Source organism: Pseudomonas putida, assembly GCF_028682455.1.
Lineage (GTDB): Bacteria > Pseudomonadota > Gammaproteobacteria > Pseudomonadales > Pseudomonadaceae > Aquipseudomonas > Aquipseudomonas putida_AA.
On the sequence record NZ_JANHLD010000001.1, the window covers coordinates 1061224 to 1079312 of the forward strand.

The following is an 18089-nucleotide window of genomic DNA, read 5'->3' on the forward strand; positions in this document are numbered from 1 at the left end:
GAACCTGAAGCAACTCAGTTCCAGGGACGATCACCGTTCTCGTCCTTGACGCGGGTCGGCAGGCCCATCACGTCCAGCGCCTTGAGGAACGGCTCGGCTGGCAGCTCCTCGACGTTGACCATGCGCTGTACATCCCACTCGCCACGGGCGACCAGCAGCGCTGCAGCCACTGGCGGCACGCCAGCGGTGTAGGAGATGCCCTGGCTGTCGGTCTCGGCGTAGGCTTCTTCGTGGTCGGCCACGTTGTAGATGAACACTTCGCGTGGCTGGCCATCCTTGGTGCCTTTGACCAGGTCGCCAATGCAGGTCTTGCCGGTGTAGCCCGGTGCCAGCGAGGCAGGGTCGGGCAGTACCGCCTTGACCACTTTGAGCGGCACCACTTCCAGGCCTTCGGCTGTCTTGACCGGTTGCTCGGAGAGCAGGCCAAGGTTTTTCAGCACGGTGAAGACGTTGATGTAGTGCTCGCCGAAGCTCATCCAGAAGCGCACGTTCGGCACGTCGAGGTTCTTCGACAGCGAGTGCACTTCGTCATGGCCGGTCAGGTACAGGTTTTGCGAGCCAACGACCGGCAGGTCGTCGGTACGCTTGACCTCGAACATGGTGTTGCTGGTCCACTGGCTGTTCTGCCAGCTCCACACCTGTCCTGTGAACTCGCGGAAGTTGATTTCCGGGTCGAAGTTGGTGGCGAAATACTTGCCATGAGAGCCCGCATTGACATCGAGAATGTCGATCGAATCAATGCGGTCGAAATACTGTTGTTTGGCCAGGGCCGCATAGGCGTTGACAACGCCCGGGTCGAAACCCACGCCCAGGATGGCGGTAACGTTCTTTTGCTGGCATTCCTCGAGGTGTTTCCACTCGTAGTTGCCATACCAGGGCGGCGTCTCGCAAATCTTGCCCGGTTCTTCATGAATGGCGGTGTCCAGGTAGGCCACGCCGGTATCGATGCAGGCACGCAGCACCGACATGTTGAGGAAGGCGGAACCGACGTTGATGACGATCTGCGATTCAGTCTCGCGGATCAGCGCCTTGGTCGCCTCGACATCCAGAGCGTTCAGCGAGAAGGCCTTGATGTCGGCGGGCTGCTTGAGGCTGCCCTTGGCCTTGACGCTGTCGATGATGGCCTGGCATTTGGAGATGTTGCGCGACGCGATAGCAATACGACCGAGTTCGTCGTTGTGCTGCGCGCACTTGTGGGCCACCACCTTGGCGACACCTCCTGCACCAATGATAAGAACGTTCTTCTTCAATTTCGCTATCTCTCCTTTCTGTCAGCTTACGAGAGGCTGGACAGGTAGTCTTCGAACCCAAATTCACGAACCACCTCGACTGTACCGTCGAGTTGTTTCACTACGATGGACGGCATTTTCAGGCCGTTGAACCAGTTTTTCTTGACCATGGTGTAGCCCGCTGCGTCAACAAACGACAGCCGATCGCCGATGGCCAGCGGACGATCAAATTGGTATTCGCCGAAAATATCGCCGGCAAGGCAGGACTTGCCGCACACCATGTAGGTGTGTTCGCCCGCGCTTGGCGCCAGCTTGGCGTTGAGGCGATAGATCAGCAGGTCGAGCATGTGGGCTTCGATGGAGCTGTCGACCACGGCCAGGTGCTTGCCGTTGTAGAGGGTGTCGAGCACGGTGACTTCCAGCGACGCGCTCTGGGTGATGGCCGCTTCGCCCGGCTCCAGGTAGACCTGTACGCCGTACTTTTCCGAGAATGCCTTGAGGCGCGCGCAGAAGGCGTCCAGGGCATAGTCTTCACCGGTGAAGTGGATACCACCGCCAAGACTCACCCACTCGACCTTGTGCAGCAGGTGGCCGAAGCGTTCCTCGATGGTGCACAGCATTTGGTCGAACAGGCCGAAGTCGCCGTTCTCGCAGTTGTTGTGGAACATGAAGCCGGAGATCTGCTCGATGACTTGCTCGACCTTGACCGGGTCCCATTCGCCAAGGCGGCTGAACGGGCGGGCCGGGTCGGCCAGCAGGTAGTCGGAGCTGCTGACTTGCGGGTTGACGCGCAAGCCGCGGACCTTGCCTTCGGACTGTTCGGCAAAGCGCTGCAGCTGGCCGATGGAGTTGAAGATGATCTTGTCGCAGTTCTCGAGCATCTCCTCGATCTCGTCGTCGGCCCAGGCCACGCTATAGGCGTGGGCTTCGCCGGCGAACTTCTGGCGACCGAGCTTGAGCTCGTACAGCGACGAGGACGTGGTGCCGTCCATGTACTGCTCCATCAGGTCGAATACCGACCAGGTGGCGAAGCACTTGAGTGCCAGCAGGGCCTTGGCCCCGGACTGCTCGCGCACGTAGGCGATCTTCTCCATGTTGCGCAGCAGCTTGGTTTTGTCGATGAGGTAGTACGGCGTTTTGATCATTTCGAGGCCTCCGGCAAGGCCGGCCAAAAAAAGGACACGCATTGTGCCTTCACTTGGCCCGAATCGAAAGGTCAGAGAGCGGATTTCGTCTGGTGGGTGGGGGATCGGCTTTTTCGACGGAGGGGAACTCGCGGATCCTGTGCAAGCAACTGTCTTGCTCAAATCCTGCGGGAGCGGGGCTTGCCCGTGATCGGCCGCATGGCGGCCGGATTCCAGGCAACTGCAGATTTGCTGGATGTATTGGCGTCATCGCTGGCAAGCCGGCTCCCACAGGTTTTGTGTAAACCAGTGGGAGCGGCGGTGCGACGTGCCCTGCGATGGCTCAGTGCGAATGCCGCGGCATGCCACCCTCGCGGGCGATGATATTCATGTGCAGGGTCGCCGGTTCCAGGCAACCACCGGTAGACAGTTGGCCCACCAACTGGCGGTACAGCTCTTGCCACGGGGTTTGCGAGGGCTTGATGTTCGGCTGCCAGGCGGCACGCCGGCGGGCGACTTCTTCTTCGTCCACCAACAGGTCGACGCGCCGGGCATTGAGGTCGACGCGCAGCCGGTCGTTGGTCTGCAACAGGGCCAGGCCACCGCCTACCGCCGCTTCCGGCGACATGTTGAGGATCGACGGGCTGGCCGAGGTGCCGCTCTGGCGGCCGTCGCCCAGGCAGGGCAGCGAGTCGATGCCGCGTTTGATCAGCGCCGCCGGTGGCGCCATGTTCACCACTTCCGCGCTGCCGGGGTAGCCGACGGTGCCCGCGCCACGAATGACCAGGATGCAGCGCTCATCGATATCCAGCGCCGGGTCGTCGATACGCGCGTGGTAGTCCTCCGGGCCTTCGAAGACGATGGCCCGCGCCTCGAAGCTGTTCTCGGCCCCCGGCTCGGAGAGGTAGGTCTTGCGAAACGCATCGCCTACCACCGACATCTTCATGATCGCACTGTCGAAGAAGTTGCCGCTGAGCACGATGAAACCGGCACGGTGCTTGAGCGGCGCCTCGAAGGGCAGGATCACCTCGGCATTGCTGGTGACGGTATCGCGGACCACCTCGCCAATGGTCTTGCCACTGACCGTGGCGCAGTGGTCGCGCAGTTGCCCGGCCTTCTGCAGTTCGTGCATTACCGCAGGCACGCCGCCAGCACGGTGGAAGCCTTCGCCCAGGTACTTGCCGGCCGGCATGCAGTTGACCAGCAGCGGCACGTTCTCGCCGACCCGCTGCCAGTCTTCCAGCGACAGTTCTATGCCCATGTGCCGGGCGATGGCGATCAGGTGCGGCGGGCAGTTGCTCGAAGCGCCCAGGGCCGAGGCCACGGCGATGGCGTTCTCGAAGCTGTCGCGGGTCATGATGTGCGAGGGGCGGACATCCTGCAGTACCAGCTCGCAGATGCGCTTGCCGGTGGCATAGGCCATTTGCCCTCGTTCACGGTATGGCGCAGGAATACTGGCGCAGCCGGGCAGCGACATGCCCAGGGCCTCGGCCAGGGCATTCATCGACAGGGCGGTGCCCATCGTATTGCAGTGGCCCACCGACGGCGACGCCGCGGTGGTCATCTCCATGAACCCTTCGTAGTCGATTTCGCCGGCGGCCAGCAGGTTTCGGGCATGCCACAGCACGGTGCCCGAGCCGATCAGCTGGCCCTTGTGATGGCCGTCGAGCATCGGCCCACCGGACAGCACGATGGCCGGCAGGTCGGTGGTGGCGGCGGCCATCAGGCAGGCCGGGGTGGTTTTGTCGCAGCCGGTGGTGAGTACCACGCCATCGAGCGGGTAGCCGTGAAGGATCTCCACCAGGCCAAGGTAGGCCAGGTTGCGGTCCAGCGCTGCAGTGGGGCGGCGGCTCTGTTCGGCGATCGGGTGGACCGGGAACTCCATGGGAATGCCGCCGGCATCGCGGATCCCGGCCTTGACCCGCTGGGCCAGTTCGATGTGGTGGCGGTTGCAGGGAGTCAGGTCGCTGCCGGTCTGGGCAATGCCGATGATCGGTCGGCCCGATTGCAGTTCGTCGCGGGTCAGGCCGTAGTTCATGTAGCGCTCCACGTAGAGGGCGGTCATGTCGGCGTGGCTCGGATCGTCGAACCATTGTTGGCTGCGCAGGTGGCGTTTGGGCGTATGGCTCATGGATTGTCTCTCTTGTAGTTGAAGGGCGCAGCTTCAGCGTTGCCAGGCCGGGGCGCTGGCGCAGGGCTGAAGGTTGGCGCCACGGCCAACGGCGTCATTGAGGTCGGTCAGGTCGCGGCCACGGGTTTCGGTCGACAGCAGGGTGCCCAGCAGGGTCAGGCAGGCTAGCACCATTGTGTACAGCGCCAGTACCCAGTAGGCACCACCGGCCAGTCCGACCAGGAAAATCCCCAGGATCGGCGCCAGGCCCCCCGACAGCATGGCGCCGATTTCCCGCGCCAGGGCGACCCCGGAGTAGCGGTAGCGGTTGCCGAACAGTTCGGTGAAGTGTGCGCACTGGGCGCCGAGCATGCTGTTGGCGCCGAAGGCAAAGCCTCCGACCACGGCGATGCATACCAGCAGCGGCTCGCCGCTGTCGATCATCCACCACGACGGGAATGCCCACAGTGCGCAGAACAGCGCCCCGCCCCGGTACACGGCCAGGCGCCCGAAGCGGTCCGACAGGGCCCCGAACAGCGGGGTGGTGAGGACGCTCAGGATACTCGCCGCCAGTACCGCATTGGTGCCGATGCTGGTGAGGTTGCCGCCGCCATTGGTCAGGTGGCTGCTGGCAAAGCCGGTGAGAAAGGCGATGGACACCGTGGCATAGAGCGTCGAGCAGCCGGTTTCGGCCATGCGCATCAGGGTGGTGGCGGCCAGCGGCCGACGCGCATTGCGCAGCACTTCGCGCATCGGCGATTCGATCACATGCTGGCTCTGGCTGAGCTGCTGGAACACCGGGCTCTCCTTGAGCTTGAGGCGAATCCACACGGCCATGCCGATCAACACCACGCTGGCCAGGAAGGGCAGGCGCCAGCCCCAGTCCAGCAGTTGCTCGCGGGTGAGCGAGGCATCCAGAACCCGGAAGGTAATGGTCGCCAGCGCCAGGCCGCTGAACACACCGATAAAGGGCAGGGCGGCGTAAAAGCCGCGACGTTCGCGCGGGGCCAGTTCGGCCATCAGGGTGGCCGCCCCGGTTTGCTCGGCGCCGGCGCCAAAGCCCTGCAGCAGGCGCAGCAGGACCAGCAGCACCGCACCCACCGGGCCGGTGGGTAGCAGGCCGATCAGGGTGGTGGCGGTGCCCATCAGGGCGATGGTCAGCAGCAGCACCAGCTTGCGGCCCTTGCGATCGCCCAGCGAGCCGAAGAACAGACCGCCGAACGGCCGTGCCAGAAAGCCCGCGCCATAAGTGGCAAAGCTTGCCAGCAGCGCGCCGGTGGTACCCAGCGACGGGAAGAAGATGTGCCCGAAGACCAGCGCCGAGGCCAGCCCGTAGATGGCGAAGTCGTAGTACTCCAGGGCACTGCCGATGGCACCGGTGTAGATCGCCCGGCGCAGTTGGCGCGGTTCGGGCGTGGGGGAGACCTTTGCGGTCATATCAAGCCTCGCTTTTATTGTTATGAGTGAGTCTCGTGAATACGGTCATCAGTGTTGCAACAGGCCTCGCTCGGCCAGGTTGCGCATCAGCGCGCCGACCCCGAAGGTCCAGGGGGCGGCCTGGTCGCTGCCGGTGACCTGGTTGTGCAGGGCGCCCAGCAGCGGGCTGCCGATGCTCACCTGGTCGCCCGACTTGTGGGTGAAGCCTGCGCCTGGGAGGTCGCGGTCTTCGGTGGGGGCGAACAGGGTGCCAAGGAACAGCAGGAAGCCGTCGGGGTACTGGTGGTTGGCGTTGAGAGTCTGCTGCACGATGTCTTGCGGGTCGCGGCTGATCTGGTTCATCGAGCTGGTACCGGCCAGCACGAAGCCGTCGGCGCCTTGCACCTTGAGGTCGACCACGCACTGGCGTACCGCGTCGAGGTCGAAGCCTTCGTCGAACAGGCGGATGAATGGCCCGATGGCGCAGGAGGCGTTGTTGTCCTTGGCCTTGCTCAGCAGCAGGGCGCTGCGGCCCTCGAAGTCGCGCAGGTTGACGTCGTTGCCCAGGGTGGCGCCGTGGATGCGCCCGCGGCTGTCGACCGCCAGCACCACTTCAGGCTCGGGATTGTTCCACTGCGAGCCTGGGTGCACGCCGATCAGGTTGCCAGTGCCTATCGCCGCCAGGATCGGCGCCTTGGTGAACACCTCGGCATCCGGGCCGATTCCCACTTCCAGGTACTGCGACCACATGCCTTGCTCGATCAGCAGGGCCTTGAGGGCCATGGCCTGGTCGGAGCCCGGCTTGACCGTGCGCAGATTGTCGCCGATCACGGCGCGCACAGTGGCACGTACCGCCTCGGCCCTGCTCGCGTCGCCACCGGCCTGCTCCTCGATCACCCGCTCGATCATGCTGGCGGCAAAGGTCACTCCAGCGGCCTTGATCACTTGCAGGTCGAGCGGCGCCAGTAGGTAGGGGCGTTCGGGGTTGGCATGGGGGCCGGTGTTGGCAAGCAGTGCCTCGACGCTGCACACGAAGGCGCCGGGCGTCGCCCGCAGCGCCTGCAATGGGTCGTCTTGCTCCAGCAGCTCGCTCAACGTGGCGAAGCGTTGCGACAGGTCGAACACGCCATCGGCGCGCAGCACGATGGGCGAGGGGCCGGCCACCTGCCCGGGCATCCAGGCGCGGCCGATCAGCGTGCCGGCAAGGCCGTCGCAGGGCAGGGTGTTTTCTGGGGTGAGGGTTAGCGGCATGGCAGGGCATCTCTGGGCTGTAGAAAGCTGCACGCTAGGTAAGAGTGGCGATAAACTCCAATGGCATATTCTCACCATCCGATAACAACAGGTTATTGCACTAAAGGCGGATTCCATGACGGACCTTTCCTTCTCGCACTTCTGCAACTGGCTCAAGTTCCGCCACCTGGTACTGATCGACACCCTCGGCCGCACGCGCAACATGCACCTGGCCGCACAGCAGATGAACCTCAGCCAGCCGGCCATCAGCAAGATGCTCAAGGAGATCGAGCACTTGCTCGGCTTTGCCCTGTTCGAACGCCAGCCGCGCAGCATGCCGCCGACGGCACTGGGTGAGCAGGTGGTGCGTTACGCCCAGGTGGCATTGAACGATGCGCGCAACTTCGTCGACCAGATCGGCAGCCTGCGCGAGGGCGGGCATGGGCATTTGAAGGTCGGCGGGATTTTCGCCGCCACCGCCGTGGCCTTGCCGGACGCCATCGTGCAGATCAAGCAGCGCTGGCCGCTGCTGTCGATAGAGGTGGTGGAGCAGACCAGCGACCACCTGATGGCCATGCTCGATGAAAAGATCCTGCACCTGGCGGTGGCGCGTTTTACCGACGAAGCCCAGCGCCAGCGCTTCGACTTCCAGCCACTGGCCCCGGAGCCGTTCTGCTTTGTGGTCAATCACCACCACCCGCTGGCCGAAGTAGGGGCGGTCACCCTGCAGCAACTGCTCGAGTGGCCATGGATTCTCTACCCCAAGGGCACGCCGATCCGCGGGCGAATGGAGCGCGCCTTTGCCGAAGCCGGGGTGGCCGTGCCGCGCAACACCATCGACACCATTTCCATGCAGACCTTCCTCAAGGTGCTCCAGGGCGGGCCGATGATCGGCATGCTGCCCCAGGCCATGGTCGAGCCGCACTTGCACAGTGGCGTGTTGCGCACCCTCGAAACACCGCTGCACCTGGCACCGCAGGACTACGGCATTCTCACGCGCAAGGGTGAACCGCTGGTCGGTCCGGCACTGGAGTTCGCCGAGATCCTCATGGCCGACGCACGCAAGGCCCGAGAGCGGTTGGAGGCAACTCGATAACGACTGGTTATCACTCGATCCACAAATGCCATTGGGAAAGAATCGCTCGCCTGCCTAGATTAGCGACCAGTCTCATCACAGGTTTCAGGAGCGTTCATGACTCAACATGCTGGCCACAACTTCATTGGCGGTGCGCGTAGCGCCGCTGGCCACCTGACCTTGCACAGCGTCGATGCCAGCACCGGCGAGCCGTTGCCCATCGACTTCTACCAGGCCACCCCTGGCGAAGTGGATGCCGCTGCCCGCGCCGCAGCGGCTGCGTACCCTGCCTTCCGGGCCATGGCAGCGCAGCGTCGTGCCGAGTTCATCGAGGCAATCGCCAGTGAACTCGATGCACTGGGCGACGATTTTATCGCCACCGTCTGCCGCGAAACCGCCTTGCCAAGCGCCCGTATCCTGGGTGAGCGGGCGCGTACCAGCGGCCAGCTGCGCCTGTTTGCGCAGGTGCTGCGCCGTGGCGACTTCTTTGCCGCGCGTATTGACCGCGCCCAGCCAGAGCGCCAGCCGCAGCCGCGCCTGGACATCCGCCAGTGCCGCCTGGGCCTGGGGCCAGTGGCCGTGTTCGGGGCGAGCAATTTCCCCCTGGCGTTCTCTACGGCCGGTGGCGACACCGCCGCCGCCCTGGCAGCCGGTTGCCCGGTAGTGTTCAAGGCCCACAGCGGCCACATGGCGACCGCCGAGCAGGTGGCCGCCGCCATTGTGCGCGCCGCCGAACGCTGCGCGATGCCGGCCGGGGTGTTCAACATGATCTTCGGTGCAGGCGTAGGCGAAGCGCTGGTCAAGCACCCGGCGATCCAGGCCGTGGGCTTTACCGGGTCACTGAAGGGCGGCCGCGCCCTGTGCGACCTGGCCGCCGCCCGGCCGCAACCGATTCCGGTGTTTGCCGAGATGAGCAGCATCAACCCGGTGATCGTCCTGCCCCAGGCCCTGCAAGCGCGCGGTGAGGTCATCGCCCGGGAACTGGCTGCCTCGGTGGTGATGGGCTGCGGGCAGTTCTGCACCAACCCGGGCCTGGTGCTGGGGGTGCGCTCGCAGGCGTTCAGCGCCTTCATCGAGCAACTGAAAGCGCAGATCGCCGATCAGCCGGCCCAGACCATGCTCAACGCGGGTACCTTGCGCAGCTACAGCCACGGCGTTGCAGAGCTCAAGGCGCATCCTGGCATCCGCCACCTGGCAGGTGCCGACCAGCAGGGCAAGCAGGCCTGGCCGCAGGTGTTCCAGGCCGACGCCCGGTTGCTGCTGGAAGCCGACCCGCTGCTGCAGGAAGAAGTCTTTGGCCCGGCCACCGTGGTAGTGGAACTGGCCGACCACGGGCAACTGCTGCAAGCCCTGCAGGCGCTCGGCGGCCAGTTGACCACAACGCTTGTCGGCGAGCCGGACGAGCTGGGCGCGGCCGGCGAACTTGTCGCAGTGCTGGAGCACAAGGCCGGGCGCCTGTTGATCAACGGCTATCCGACCGGTGTCGAGGTGTGTGAGGCAATGGTGCATGGCGGCCCTTACCCGGCCACTTCCGACAGCCGTGGCACCTCGGTCGGCAGTCTGTCGATCGATCGCTTCCTGCGCCCGGTGTGTTACCAGAACTTCCCGCAATCGCTGCTGCCCCAGGCCCTGCAGGATGCCAACCCGCTGGGGCTGATGCGCCTGGTCGACGGCCAGCCAAGCCGCGAAGCGCTCCGTTAATTGCTGCAACACCGGGCGCCTGGCGCCCGGTGACCCGATCCATAACAACAATCAGGCATGCTCGACATGCCCAGGGGTCACACCTATGCACACATCCACCGAGCACCTAGCCTCAACGGCCCGCGACCCGGGCTTTGAGGACCGTACCTACCGCAAGGTCATTCTACGAATCCTGCCGATCCTGCTGCTGTGCTACATGGCCGCGTACCTTGACCGGGTCAATATCGGCTTCGCCAAGCTCGACATGCTCAACGACCTGCAGTTCAGCAACACCGTGTACGCCCTGGGCGCGAGCATGTTCTTCTGGGGCTACTTCCTGTTCGAGGTGCCGAGCAACCTGCTGCTGCATCGCTACGGTGCGCGGTTCTGGATTGCACGGATCATGGCCAGCTGGGCGATCATCTCGATGGCCGTGGCGTTCACCGTACCGTTGGCCAAGCTCTTTCATCTCGAGGCCAGCACCATGTTCTATGTGCTGCGCTTTTTGCTCGGGATCTGCGAGGCCGGGTTCTTCCCGGGCGTAATCCTCTACCTCAACTACTGGTTTCCCACCCATCGCCAGAGCCGGATGATGTCGGGCTTCCTGATCGCCATGCCAATCAGCCTGACCCTGGGCGGCGTGCTGTCCGGCTGGTTGATGACCAGCCTCAACGGCTGGCACGGCATGGCCGGCTGGCAGTGGATGCTGCTGATCGAAGGCATTCCCTCGGTGCTCATGGCCGTGGTGGTGTTCACCTGCCTGTGCGACAACATCGACAAGGCGAGCTGGCTGTCGAGCGATGAGAAGCAGATGCTCAAGGCCAACCTGCAGCAAGACAACCACGGCAAGGCCACGCGCCTGAGCGAGGTGTTCTTCAACAAGCGGGTATGGCTGCTGGTGTTCATCCTGCTGACCTTCAACACCGGCTTCTACGGCCTGGCCTTCTGGATGCCGTCGATCATCAAGAGCGCCGGCATCACCAACAGCCTCGAGATCGGCCTGCTCACGGCCATTCCCTATGGCGTGGCCGTGGTCGCCATGCTGCTCAACGCACGCCATTCCAACCGTACCGGCGAGCGTCGACTGCATGCGGCCATCCCGGCCTTCGTTGGCGGGTGCGGGCTGATCCTCAGCGCCTTTTTCGCCGACAACCTGGTGCTCTCGGTGCTGTTCCTGAGTGTCGCCGCCTCGGGCATTCTCAGCCTGATGCCGATCTTCTGGACCTTGCCGGGTACTGTGCTCTCCGGGGTTGCCGCTGCCGCCGGTATCGGCATGATCAACGCCATCGGCAACCTCTCGGGTTTTACCGGCTCGATGATCACCGCGGTGGCGGAAAACCTCACCGGCAACATCAACAACGGTACCTACGTGCTGGGTCTGTGCCTGTTTGCCAGTGGCCTGCTGATCCTGTCGATCCCGGCGGCGATGCTGGGGCGCCAGGGCAGTGAAGCGGCCAGCGAGCTCAAACTGGAGACTGCGTGAACATGGCGGGCAAACGCGTACTGGTCACCGCCGCCGGCCAAGGCATCGGCCTGGCCAGCGCCCGGGCCTTTGCCGAGGCGGGGTTCGAGGTCATTGCCACGGACATCCGCATCGATGACCTGGGTGATTGCCCCGGCATCCAGGCACGGCTGCTGGATGTCACCGACGGGCAGGCCATCGAGGCCCTGGGCCAGGAGCTGGGCGGCATCGATGTGCTGTTCAACTGCGCAGGCTACGTGCACAGCGGCAGCATCCTGGCCTGTGACGAGCAGGCCTGGCAGCGGTCGCTGGCGATCAACGTCACCGCGATGTACCGGATGATCCGCGCCATGTTGCCCGGCATGCTGGCGCGCGGGGGCGGTTCGATCATCAACATGTCGTCGGTGGTGTCGAGCGTGAAGGCGGTACCCGACCGCTTCGCCTATGCGGCGAGCAAAGCGGCGGTGATCGGCCTGACCAAGGCGGTGGCCGCCGACTACATTGGACAGGGCATTCGCTGCAATGCCATTTGCCCTGGCACCGTGGAGTCGCCCTCGCTGCACCAGCGCATCGCCGAACAGGCCGCCGCCCAGGGCCTGGGCGCCGACCAGGTGTACCAGCAGTTTGTCGCCCGCCAGCCCATGGGCCGCCTGGGCAGTGCCGGGGAAATCGCCCGCCTGGCACTGTACCTGGGCAGCGACGAGGCGGCCTACACCACCGGTGGCGTGCATCTGATCGATGGCGGCATGAGCCTCTGAATTTCTTTGAATCGAGCGGGAGACTTCTATGAAACTGTTGCGATATGGCGACAAGGGCGCCGAAAAGCCCGGCCTGCTGGATGCCGACCAGTGCATCCGCGACCTGTCGGGTGTGATCGCCGACATTGCCGGCAACGCCCTTGAGCCCGACAGCCTGGCAAGGCTTGCCAGCCTCGATCCGCACAGCCTGCCGCGTGTGGCGGGCAACCCGCGCATCGGCCCGTGCGTGGGCAACATCGGCAAGTTCATCTGCATTGGCCTGAACTACGCCGACCACGCCGCCGAGGCCGGCATGCCGGTGCCTGGCGAGCCGATCATCTTCAACAAATGGACCAGCGCCATCTGCGGCCCCAATGACAACGTCGAGATTCCCCGCGGCTCGCGCAAGACCGATTGGGAAGTGGAGCTGGGCGTGGTCATCGGCAAGGGCGGGCGCTACATCGATGAAGCCAACGCCATGGACCATGTGGCGGGCTACTGCGTAGTCAACGACGTGTCCGAACGTGAGTGGCAACTGGAGCGTGGTGGCACCTGGGACAAGGGCAAGGGGTTTGACACCTTCGGTCCGATCGGCCCGTGGCTGGTGACCCGCGATGAGATCGCCGACCCCCATGAACTGAACCTGTGGCTGGAAGTGGACGGCCATCGCTACCAGGACGGCAATACCCGCACCCTGATCTTTCGTATTGAGCAGTTGATTGCCTATGTGAGTCGCTGCATGAGCCTGCAACCGGGTGATGTGATTTCCACCGGCACGCCGCCCGGCGTGGGCATGGGCATCAAGCCGGTCCCGGTGTTCCTGCGTGCCGGGCAGACCATGCGCCTGGGCATCCAGGGCCTGGGAGAGCAACGCCAGATCACCGTCCAGGCCGACTGAGGAAGCGCGATGAAAACCGATTTGCTGATGCTGGCGCCGCTGCTGCCGGAGTACGAGGCGCAACTGGCCGAGCATTTTCACCTGATCCGTGCGCACACGCGTGCCGAGCAACAGGCGCTGCCGGTCGATCGCTCCCGGCGCGTAAGAGCACTGGTAACCAATGGCGGTGAGGGGGTTAGCCCGCAACTGATGGCTGCGCTGCCTAGCCTGCAACTGATTGCCGTAAACGGCGTGGGCCTGGACAAGGTCGATCTGGAGCAGGCTCGCGCCCGCAGCATTCGCATCGTCACCACCGACGACATCCTCACCGATGCCGTGGCCGACCAGGCCGTGGCGCTGTTGCTGGCACTGCTGCGCCAGGTGTGCCAGGCCGACCGCTTTGTGCGCCAGGGGCACTGGCGCCAGGGTGGCTTCGCGCCGCTGGGCACCACCTTGCGCGGGCAGCGGGTGGGCATCCTCGGGCTGGGCAAGATTGGCTTGGCCATCGCCCAGCGCCTGCAGCCCTTCGGGGTGAACCTGGGCTACCACAATCGCCAGCCCGTCGCCGATTGCCCCTATCCCTATCACGAGGACCTCGGCGCCCTGGCGCGGGCCAGCGATATTCTGATCGTCGCTGCCGCGGGAGGACCGGCGTCGCGCCATCTGGTCGACGCGCACGTGCTTGAAGCGCTAGGGCCGCAAGGGGTGATCGTCAACGTTGCCCGTGGCAGTGTGATCGACGAGTCGCAATTGGTGGCGCGACTGGCCGATGGACGCCTGGGTGGCGCAGCGCTGGATGTATTCGAACACGAGCCGCAGGTACCTGAACCCCTGCTGGCGTTGGACAACGTGGTGCTCCAGCCGCACCTGGGCAGTGCCACGCTGCAAACCCGGCGAGCCATGGCTGAGTGCGTGGTGCGGGCAGTGTTGGCGGGGTGAATGCACGGGAGGGCCGGGTGTGGCCCTCCAGGTTCAAGGTTGCGGGTTGGCCCGGGCGCCTTCATCGCAGTGTGCTGGCAGTGCCTGCACAAACTGGTCGATTTGCCGCTCACCCCGCAGGTGCACCACCGGCACCAGCGCGCCCACTCTCAACCGCACCGCCTCGATGGAAGGGCGGTAGTCGCGGTCGAATCCCCACACGAACTTGAGGAAGGTCAGGAATGCCCTGTCCAGGCGCTCGCTGCAGCCGGCGGGCTGGTCGGGGCGTGGTTTGTTCAGCAGGCTGCGCATGATCACCCGCCGCAGGCAGGTAAGGCGCGGGGTGTCCAGCCAGATCACCAGGTCGGCGCGGGGCAGGCGCAAGTCGAAGGTTCGTCGCGAATAGTTGCCATCACAGACCCAGGTATCGGAGGTCAGGGCCTGTTTGACCCGGGTACGGAAGGCCTCGGCGTCGGGTTCGATCCAGCCGGGTTCCCAGAACAGTTTGTCCAGGTGAACCACGGGGACTTGCAGGCGCTTGCCGATGGCGCGTGCCAGGGTCGATTTGCCGCTCCCTGCGTTGCCCAGGATGACGATGCGTTGCATGAGAAAAGCCTCCTTGGCGGATAGCCGGGCATTGTGCAGATTTCGGCTGGTCAGATAAAGCCTGCGAAGTAGCTATCGCTTTGTGAGGTGCCTTGATGAGATTTCTAAGAATGTTTTTGTTTCTATGAAGTACACATCTTGGAACTTCTAAGTTGCTTCTGAAAGGCGCGTGGGAATTTTCCCTTTGTCATTTTGCTGGGTGGAAATATTTGCAGGGGGGCTTCACTGTGGCGGCCCGAAAGTCAGTGCTCTTCTGGCCGGTGCCCATCGAATCACTCCTCAACACGAAAGGAAGCTGAATGACGGCGTTGTTTGACATGCATATGCGTATCGGGAGTGATCCTCGCGGCTTTGACGAGTTCGTCTCACTGCACGAAGAACTGTCGAAACTGGCCCATCCAGGGTGTCCGGATATCGACTGGATCAGAGTCGAGCAACTGTGCCTGGTGTTACTCGAACAAAACGGCGCTGAACTGCACACCGCCAGCGCCTACATTTTGGCCCGCAGTCACTCCCACGGCGTGGAGGGCATGGTGCAGGGGCTGGCGCTGATGGAGACCCTGGTAGGGGCCTGGCCGCAGTTGTGGCCAGCGCTGCCCGCGGTGCGCCTGGAGGTCCTGGACTGGTTGTTCGCCCAGATGCAGGCGGTGCTGCGCAGATTGGAAATGACAAGCCGCAGCTTGCCGGCACTCGTCAACCTCAATACCGCGCTTGCGCGCGTGAACGCTGCGCTGCAGAGTCAGGTCTACTCGCCATTGACCACCTTGCAGGCGTTGCGCCAACAGGTGGCTAGCTGCATCCAGCGCGTGCAACGGCAGAGCCCCATCGGTGAAACATTGCCCCTGGTGATGGGCCTGCCCGGGCCGAATATTTCGTGGCCCGTGTTGACGTTGCCGCCCACCCGCTTGCCAGTCTTGACGCCCCGAAAGCGCACAGCGCGCCGATGGCTGGTCGTTCTGGCCGTGATACTCACCTCAATGGGCGGGGCGTGGTTGTGGGACCGCGCGGTGAATGAAGGTGCCGGTTTTGCAAGCCTCTTTGCAAGGAAGCAAGCGATCCCCGAGCCGCTGCAACTGGACAGCCTGAGGTTGTTTGATGCCGGGAGCGCCGAGCTCAAGCCGGGCTCGGCCAAAGTGCTGATCAGCGCGTTGGTGGACATCAAGGCTCGTCCAGGCTGGCTGATTGTTATTTCAGGTCATGCCGATACCACGGGCAATGCCGAGCAGAACCAGCAGCTCTCCGAAGCCCGCGCCGTTGCCGTACGCGAGTGGATGCAGCGCATGGGGGACATTCCTGACAACTGCTTTGCCGTTCAAGGGGGAGCAGCCAGTCAGCCGATCGCCAGCAACGAAACGCTCGAAGGCCGTTCGGCCAACCGGCGTGTCGATATTCAATTGGTTCCGCAGGTGGGGGCCTGTGGCACTCAATGAGCACCTCAGGTTTCACGCCAGGTTGTCCCAATACGGCGGCGAACCAATCGCGTCGAGGAAGTAGTCCCACACCCGGCGAACTTTTTGCGAACGAAGGCGGTTTTCCGGGGATATCAGGTGGATCTGGCTGGGCGTTGCATCCACCGAGCCTTCCCAGTCGGGCAAGAGCTGGACCAGGGTCTTGTTCCTGAAGTGCTCGTTGTCGAACAGCCAGGAAGGAAACAGCACAATGCCCCGGCCTGCCAGCGCCGCTTCCGCCAATACCTGGGCATTGTTGCTGCGCAGCGGGCCTTGCACGTCGATGATCGTGGCCGCCTCGCTGCCCGGGCGGCGGAAATGCCAGCGTTGGGCGCCTCCGGTTCCTTTGTAGACCAGGCAGCAGTGCTGTTGCAGCTCTTCGGGGCTCGCCGGTTTGCCGTATCGCTGCACATACCCGGCGCTGGCGCACAGGACAAATCGCTGGTCGCAGAGCGTGCGCCCGATCAGTCCGGAATCCTGCAACTGGCCTACGCGGAAGGTGAGGTCGGCGCCTTCCTGCACCGGGTCGATAAAGGCATCGGTCACGGTCAGTTCGACGGTCAATCCAGGGTATTGCCGGTACAAACCCTCGAGCAGCTTGACGATATGAAGGTGGCCGAAGGCGACCGGGGCATTGATGCGCACCAGGCCGCGAATGTCGCCGGCCTTGCCGCTGACATCTTCATTGGCGGTGTCGAGTAACTCCAGCACTTCGCGGATTTGCACGTAATAGCGCTCACCGGCGTCGGTCAGTTTCACCGCGCGGGTGTTGCGATACAGCAGTTGTTGTCCCAGCTCTCGTTCAAGCGCGGCAATGAAGCGTGACACCGACGAGGCGGGTACCTGGAAGTGCCGGGCGGTGGCGGAAAAGCTGCCAGTTACCGCCACCATCGCGAAGTAACGGTGGGCCTTGAGGTGCACGGGGGATCTCCGGTTGCTGTTATAGCAATAGTGTTTTGCTTTTTGGCTTGATTGTGGCTGTTTTGGCAAGATCCTACCATGGCCTCATCACTCCCAGGCGTACGCCTATTCATGAGGCCCGACACATGATCGACCTGTTTGCCCCCTACAACCTTGCCGGATTGACGCTGAACAACCGGTTTGTCATGGCACCGATGACCCGCTCACGGGCGCCACAAGACATCGCCACCGAACAGTTGGCCCTGCATTACACCCAACGCGGCACGGCGGGCCTGATCGTTTCCGAAGGCACGCCGATTTCCCGTGAAGGGCAGGGCTACCTGTTCAATCCGGGGATTTTCACCGCGCAGCAGATCGAGGGCTGGAAGCTGGTCACCGATTCGGTCCACAGCGTCGGCGGCAGGATGTTCGCCCAACTGTGGCACGTGGGGCGCGTGTCCCACACCTCGATCCAGCTCGACGGCAAGGCGCCCGTCAGTTCCACTGGCAAGGTGGCCCAGGGCGCGGTTGCCTTTGGCTACACCGCCGAGGGCGAGCCGGGTTTTGTCGCCACCTCCACCCCACGCCCGTTGACCACCGAGGAAGTTGCCCGGGTGGCCGAGGACTTCGCCCAGGCCGCGCAGAATGCTATCGAGGCCGGTTTTGACGGTGTTGAAATCCACGGTGCCAACGGCTACCTCGTGGAGCAGTTCCTCAACCCGCTGGTCAATGACCGCAGCGACCGCTATGGCGCCGACACCCTGGAAGGTCGCCTGCGATTCGTGTTCGAGGTGGTCGATGCGGTCAGCGCGAGAATTGGCGTCCATCGGGTCGGCATTCGCATCTCACCTTACGGGCAGCTGTTCGACATGCCGCTCTACCCCCAGATCGACGAGACCTACGCGGCACTCTGTGCCGGCATGGGCGCCCGTGGCATCGCCTATGTGCACGTCATGGACCAGACCCACTTCTTCCTGGCCAGCGAGAGTGCCACCACACAGGAACAGGCGCTGCGCCGCTTGCTCGAACACTGCAAGGCGCAGCTGGGCGATACGGCGCTGATCCTGGCCGGCGACATGACCCTGGAGCGTGCCCAGGACCTGGTGGACGCCGGGCTGATCGACCTGGCCGGCTTTGGCCAGCCGTTCATTGCCAATCCTGACCTGGTTGCACGCCTGAAAAACGGCTGGCCACTGACCACCCCGGACCGCACCAGCTACTACGGCGGTACGGGCAAGGGCTATGTGGATTACTCGCCTTACGCCCCGGCCTGACCC

At 64.0% G+C, this 18089-nt stretch carries 15 protein-coding genes; 8 read left to right on the forward strand and 7 right to left on the reverse strand.

The window, feature by feature from the left end:
- Positions 1-14 precede the first annotated feature (14 nt).
- From NPS58_RS05230 to NPS58_RS05250, 5 genes are all read right to left on the reverse strand, one after another.
- A complete protein-coding gene (locus NPS58_RS05230) occupies positions 15-1250 on the reverse strand; it encodes a saccharopine dehydrogenase family protein (RefSeq protein ID WP_264653033.1) in 1236 nt (411 codons plus the stop codon).
- Positions 1251-1276: 26 nt separating this feature from the next.
- The gene (locus NPS58_RS05235) at positions 1277-2374 is read right to left on the reverse strand and encodes a carboxynorspermidine decarboxylase (RefSeq protein ID WP_274114153.1); all 1098 of its coding nucleotides are present in this window, start codon (positions 2372-2374) and stop codon (positions 1277-1279) included.
- Between the two features lie 322 nt (positions 2375-2696).
- Positions 2697-4484, reverse strand: coding sequence for an IlvD/Edd family dehydratase (locus tag NPS58_RS05240; RefSeq protein ID WP_274114155.1), 1788 nt, complete (start codon positions 4482-4484; stop codon positions 2697-2699).
- A 33-nt stretch (positions 4485-4517) separates the two neighbouring features.
- Positions 4518-5900, reverse strand: a complete 1383-nt coding sequence (locus NPS58_RS05245; protein WP_274114157.1) for an MFS transporter — start codon at positions 5898-5900, stop codon at positions 4518-4520.
- A 48-nt stretch (positions 5901-5948) separates the two neighbouring features.
- The gene (locus NPS58_RS05250) at positions 5949-7130 is read right to left on the reverse strand and encodes a fumarylacetoacetate hydrolase family protein (RefSeq protein WP_274114159.1); all 1182 of its coding nucleotides are present in this window, start codon (positions 7128-7130) and stop codon (positions 5949-5951) included.
- Positions 7131-7245: 115 nt separating this feature from the next.
- Here NPS58_RS05250 and NPS58_RS05255 point away from each other — a divergent pair, with 115 nt between their 5' ends.
- The 6 genes from NPS58_RS05255 to NPS58_RS05280 all read left to right on the forward strand — a co-directional run bounded on the left by NPS58_RS05255 (position 7246) and on the right by NPS58_RS05280 (position 13879).
- The gene (locus NPS58_RS05255; RefSeq protein WP_274114161.1) at positions 7246-8205 is read left to right on the forward strand and encodes a LysR family transcriptional regulator; all 960 of its coding nucleotides are present in this window, start codon (positions 7246-7248) and stop codon (positions 8203-8205) included.
- Between the two features lie 96 nt (positions 8206-8301).
- Positions 8302-9885, forward strand: a complete 1584-nt coding sequence (locus NPS58_RS05260; RefSeq protein WP_274114163.1) for an aldehyde dehydrogenase (NADP(+)) — start codon at positions 8302-8304, stop codon at positions 9883-9885.
- Positions 9886-9970: 85 nt separating this feature from the next.
- On the forward strand, positions 9971-11347 hold the full coding sequence (locus NPS58_RS05265; protein ID WP_274114165.1) for an MFS transporter: 1377 nt from the start codon (positions 9971-9973) through the stop codon (positions 11345-11347).
- Positions 11344-12084 (forward strand): SDR family oxidoreductase, encoded by a 741-nt coding sequence (locus NPS58_RS05270; RefSeq protein WP_274114167.1) that lies wholly within the window; start codon positions 11344-11346, stop codon positions 12082-12084. The genes NPS58_RS05265 and NPS58_RS05270 overlap by 4 nt, the downstream gene beginning before the upstream one ends.
- Positions 12085-12112: 28 nt before the next feature.
- Positions 12113-12961 carry an ureidoglycolate lyase gene (locus tag NPS58_RS05275; protein WP_274114169.1) on the forward strand — a complete coding sequence of 283 codons (849 nt, stop codon included), beginning with the start codon at positions 12113-12115 and terminating at the stop codon, positions 12959-12961.
- A 9-nt stretch (positions 12962-12970) separates the two neighbouring features.
- Positions 12971-13879: a 2-hydroxyacid dehydrogenase gene (locus tag NPS58_RS05280; protein WP_274114171.1), complete on the forward strand. Its 909-nt coding sequence runs from the start codon at positions 12971-12973 to the stop codon at positions 13877-13879.
- Positions 13880-13912: 33 nt separating this feature from the next.
- Here NPS58_RS05280 and NPS58_RS05285 read toward each other — a convergent pair whose 3' ends face one another.
- Positions 13913-14464, reverse strand: coding sequence for an AAA family ATPase (locus NPS58_RS05285; RefSeq protein WP_274114173.1), 552 nt, complete (start codon positions 14462-14464; stop codon positions 13913-13915).
- 299 nt (positions 14465-14763) lie between these two features.
- On the opposite strand from NPS58_RS05285, the gene NPS58_RS05290 reads away from it, so the two are divergent.
- Positions 14764-15894, forward strand: coding sequence for an OmpA family protein (locus NPS58_RS05290; protein WP_274114175.1), 1131 nt, complete (start codon positions 14764-14766; stop codon positions 15892-15894).
- A gap of 12 nt (positions 15895-15906) precedes the next feature.
- On the opposite strand, the gene NPS58_RS05295 is transcribed toward NPS58_RS05290, so the two are convergent.
- Entirely contained in the window at positions 15907-16833 is a 927-nt protein-coding gene (locus NPS58_RS05295) for a LysR family transcriptional regulator (RefSeq protein WP_274114177.1), read from the reverse strand.
- Positions 16834-16958: 125 nt separating this feature from the next.
- Between NPS58_RS05295 and NPS58_RS05300 the strand changes: the two genes are divergently transcribed.
- Entirely contained in the window at positions 16959-18086 is a 1128-nt protein-coding gene (locus NPS58_RS05300) for an alkene reductase (protein WP_274114179.1), read from the forward strand.
- Positions 18087-18089: the final 3 nt, after the last annotated feature.

Excerpts from the sequence above, each read along its gene's own strand:
- NPS58_RS05235 (WP_274114153.1), bottom strand. The coding sequence starts at position 2,374 with ATGATCAAAACGCCGTACTACCTCATCGACAAAACCAAGCTGCTGCGC.
- NPS58_RS05240 (WP_274114155.1), bottom strand. The coding sequence starts at position 4,484 with ATGAGCCATACGCCCAAACGCCACCTGCGCAGCCAACAATGGTTCGAC.
- NPS58_RS05245 (WP_274114157.1), bottom strand. The coding sequence starts at position 5,900 with ATGACCGCAAAGGTCTCCCCCACGCCCGAACCGCGCCAACTGCGCCGG.
- NPS58_RS05250 (WP_274114159.1), bottom strand. The coding sequence starts at position 7,130 with ATGCCGCTAACCCTCACCCCAGAAAACACCCTGCCCTGCGACGGCCTT.
- NPS58_RS05255 (WP_274114161.1), top strand. The coding sequence starts at position 7,246 with ATGACGGACCTTTCCTTCTCGCACTTCTGCAACTGGCTCAAGTTCCGC.
- NPS58_RS05260 (WP_274114163.1), top strand. The coding sequence starts at position 8,302 with ATGACTCAACATGCTGGCCACAACTTCATTGGCGGTGCGCGTAGCGCC.
- NPS58_RS05265 (WP_274114165.1), top strand. The coding sequence starts at position 9,971 with ATGCACACATCCACCGAGCACCTAGCCTCAACGGCCCGCGACCCGGGC.
- NPS58_RS05275 (WP_274114169.1), top strand. The coding sequence starts at position 12,113 with ATGAAACTGTTGCGATATGGCGACAAGGGCGCCGAAAAGCCCGGCCTG.
- NPS58_RS05280 (WP_274114171.1), top strand. The coding sequence starts at position 12,971 with ATGAAAACCGATTTGCTGATGCTGGCGCCGCTGCTGCCGGAGTACGAG.
- NPS58_RS05285 (WP_274114173.1), bottom strand. The coding sequence starts at position 14,464 with ATGCAACGCATCGTCATCCTGGGCAACGCAGGGAGCGGCAAATCGACC.
- NPS58_RS05290 (WP_274114175.1), top strand. The coding sequence starts at position 14,764 with ATGACGGCGTTGTTTGACATGCATATGCGTATCGGGAGTGATCCTCGC.
- NPS58_RS05300 (WP_274114179.1), top strand. The coding sequence starts at position 16,959 with ATGATCGACCTGTTTGCCCCCTACAACCTTGCCGGATTGACGCTGAAC.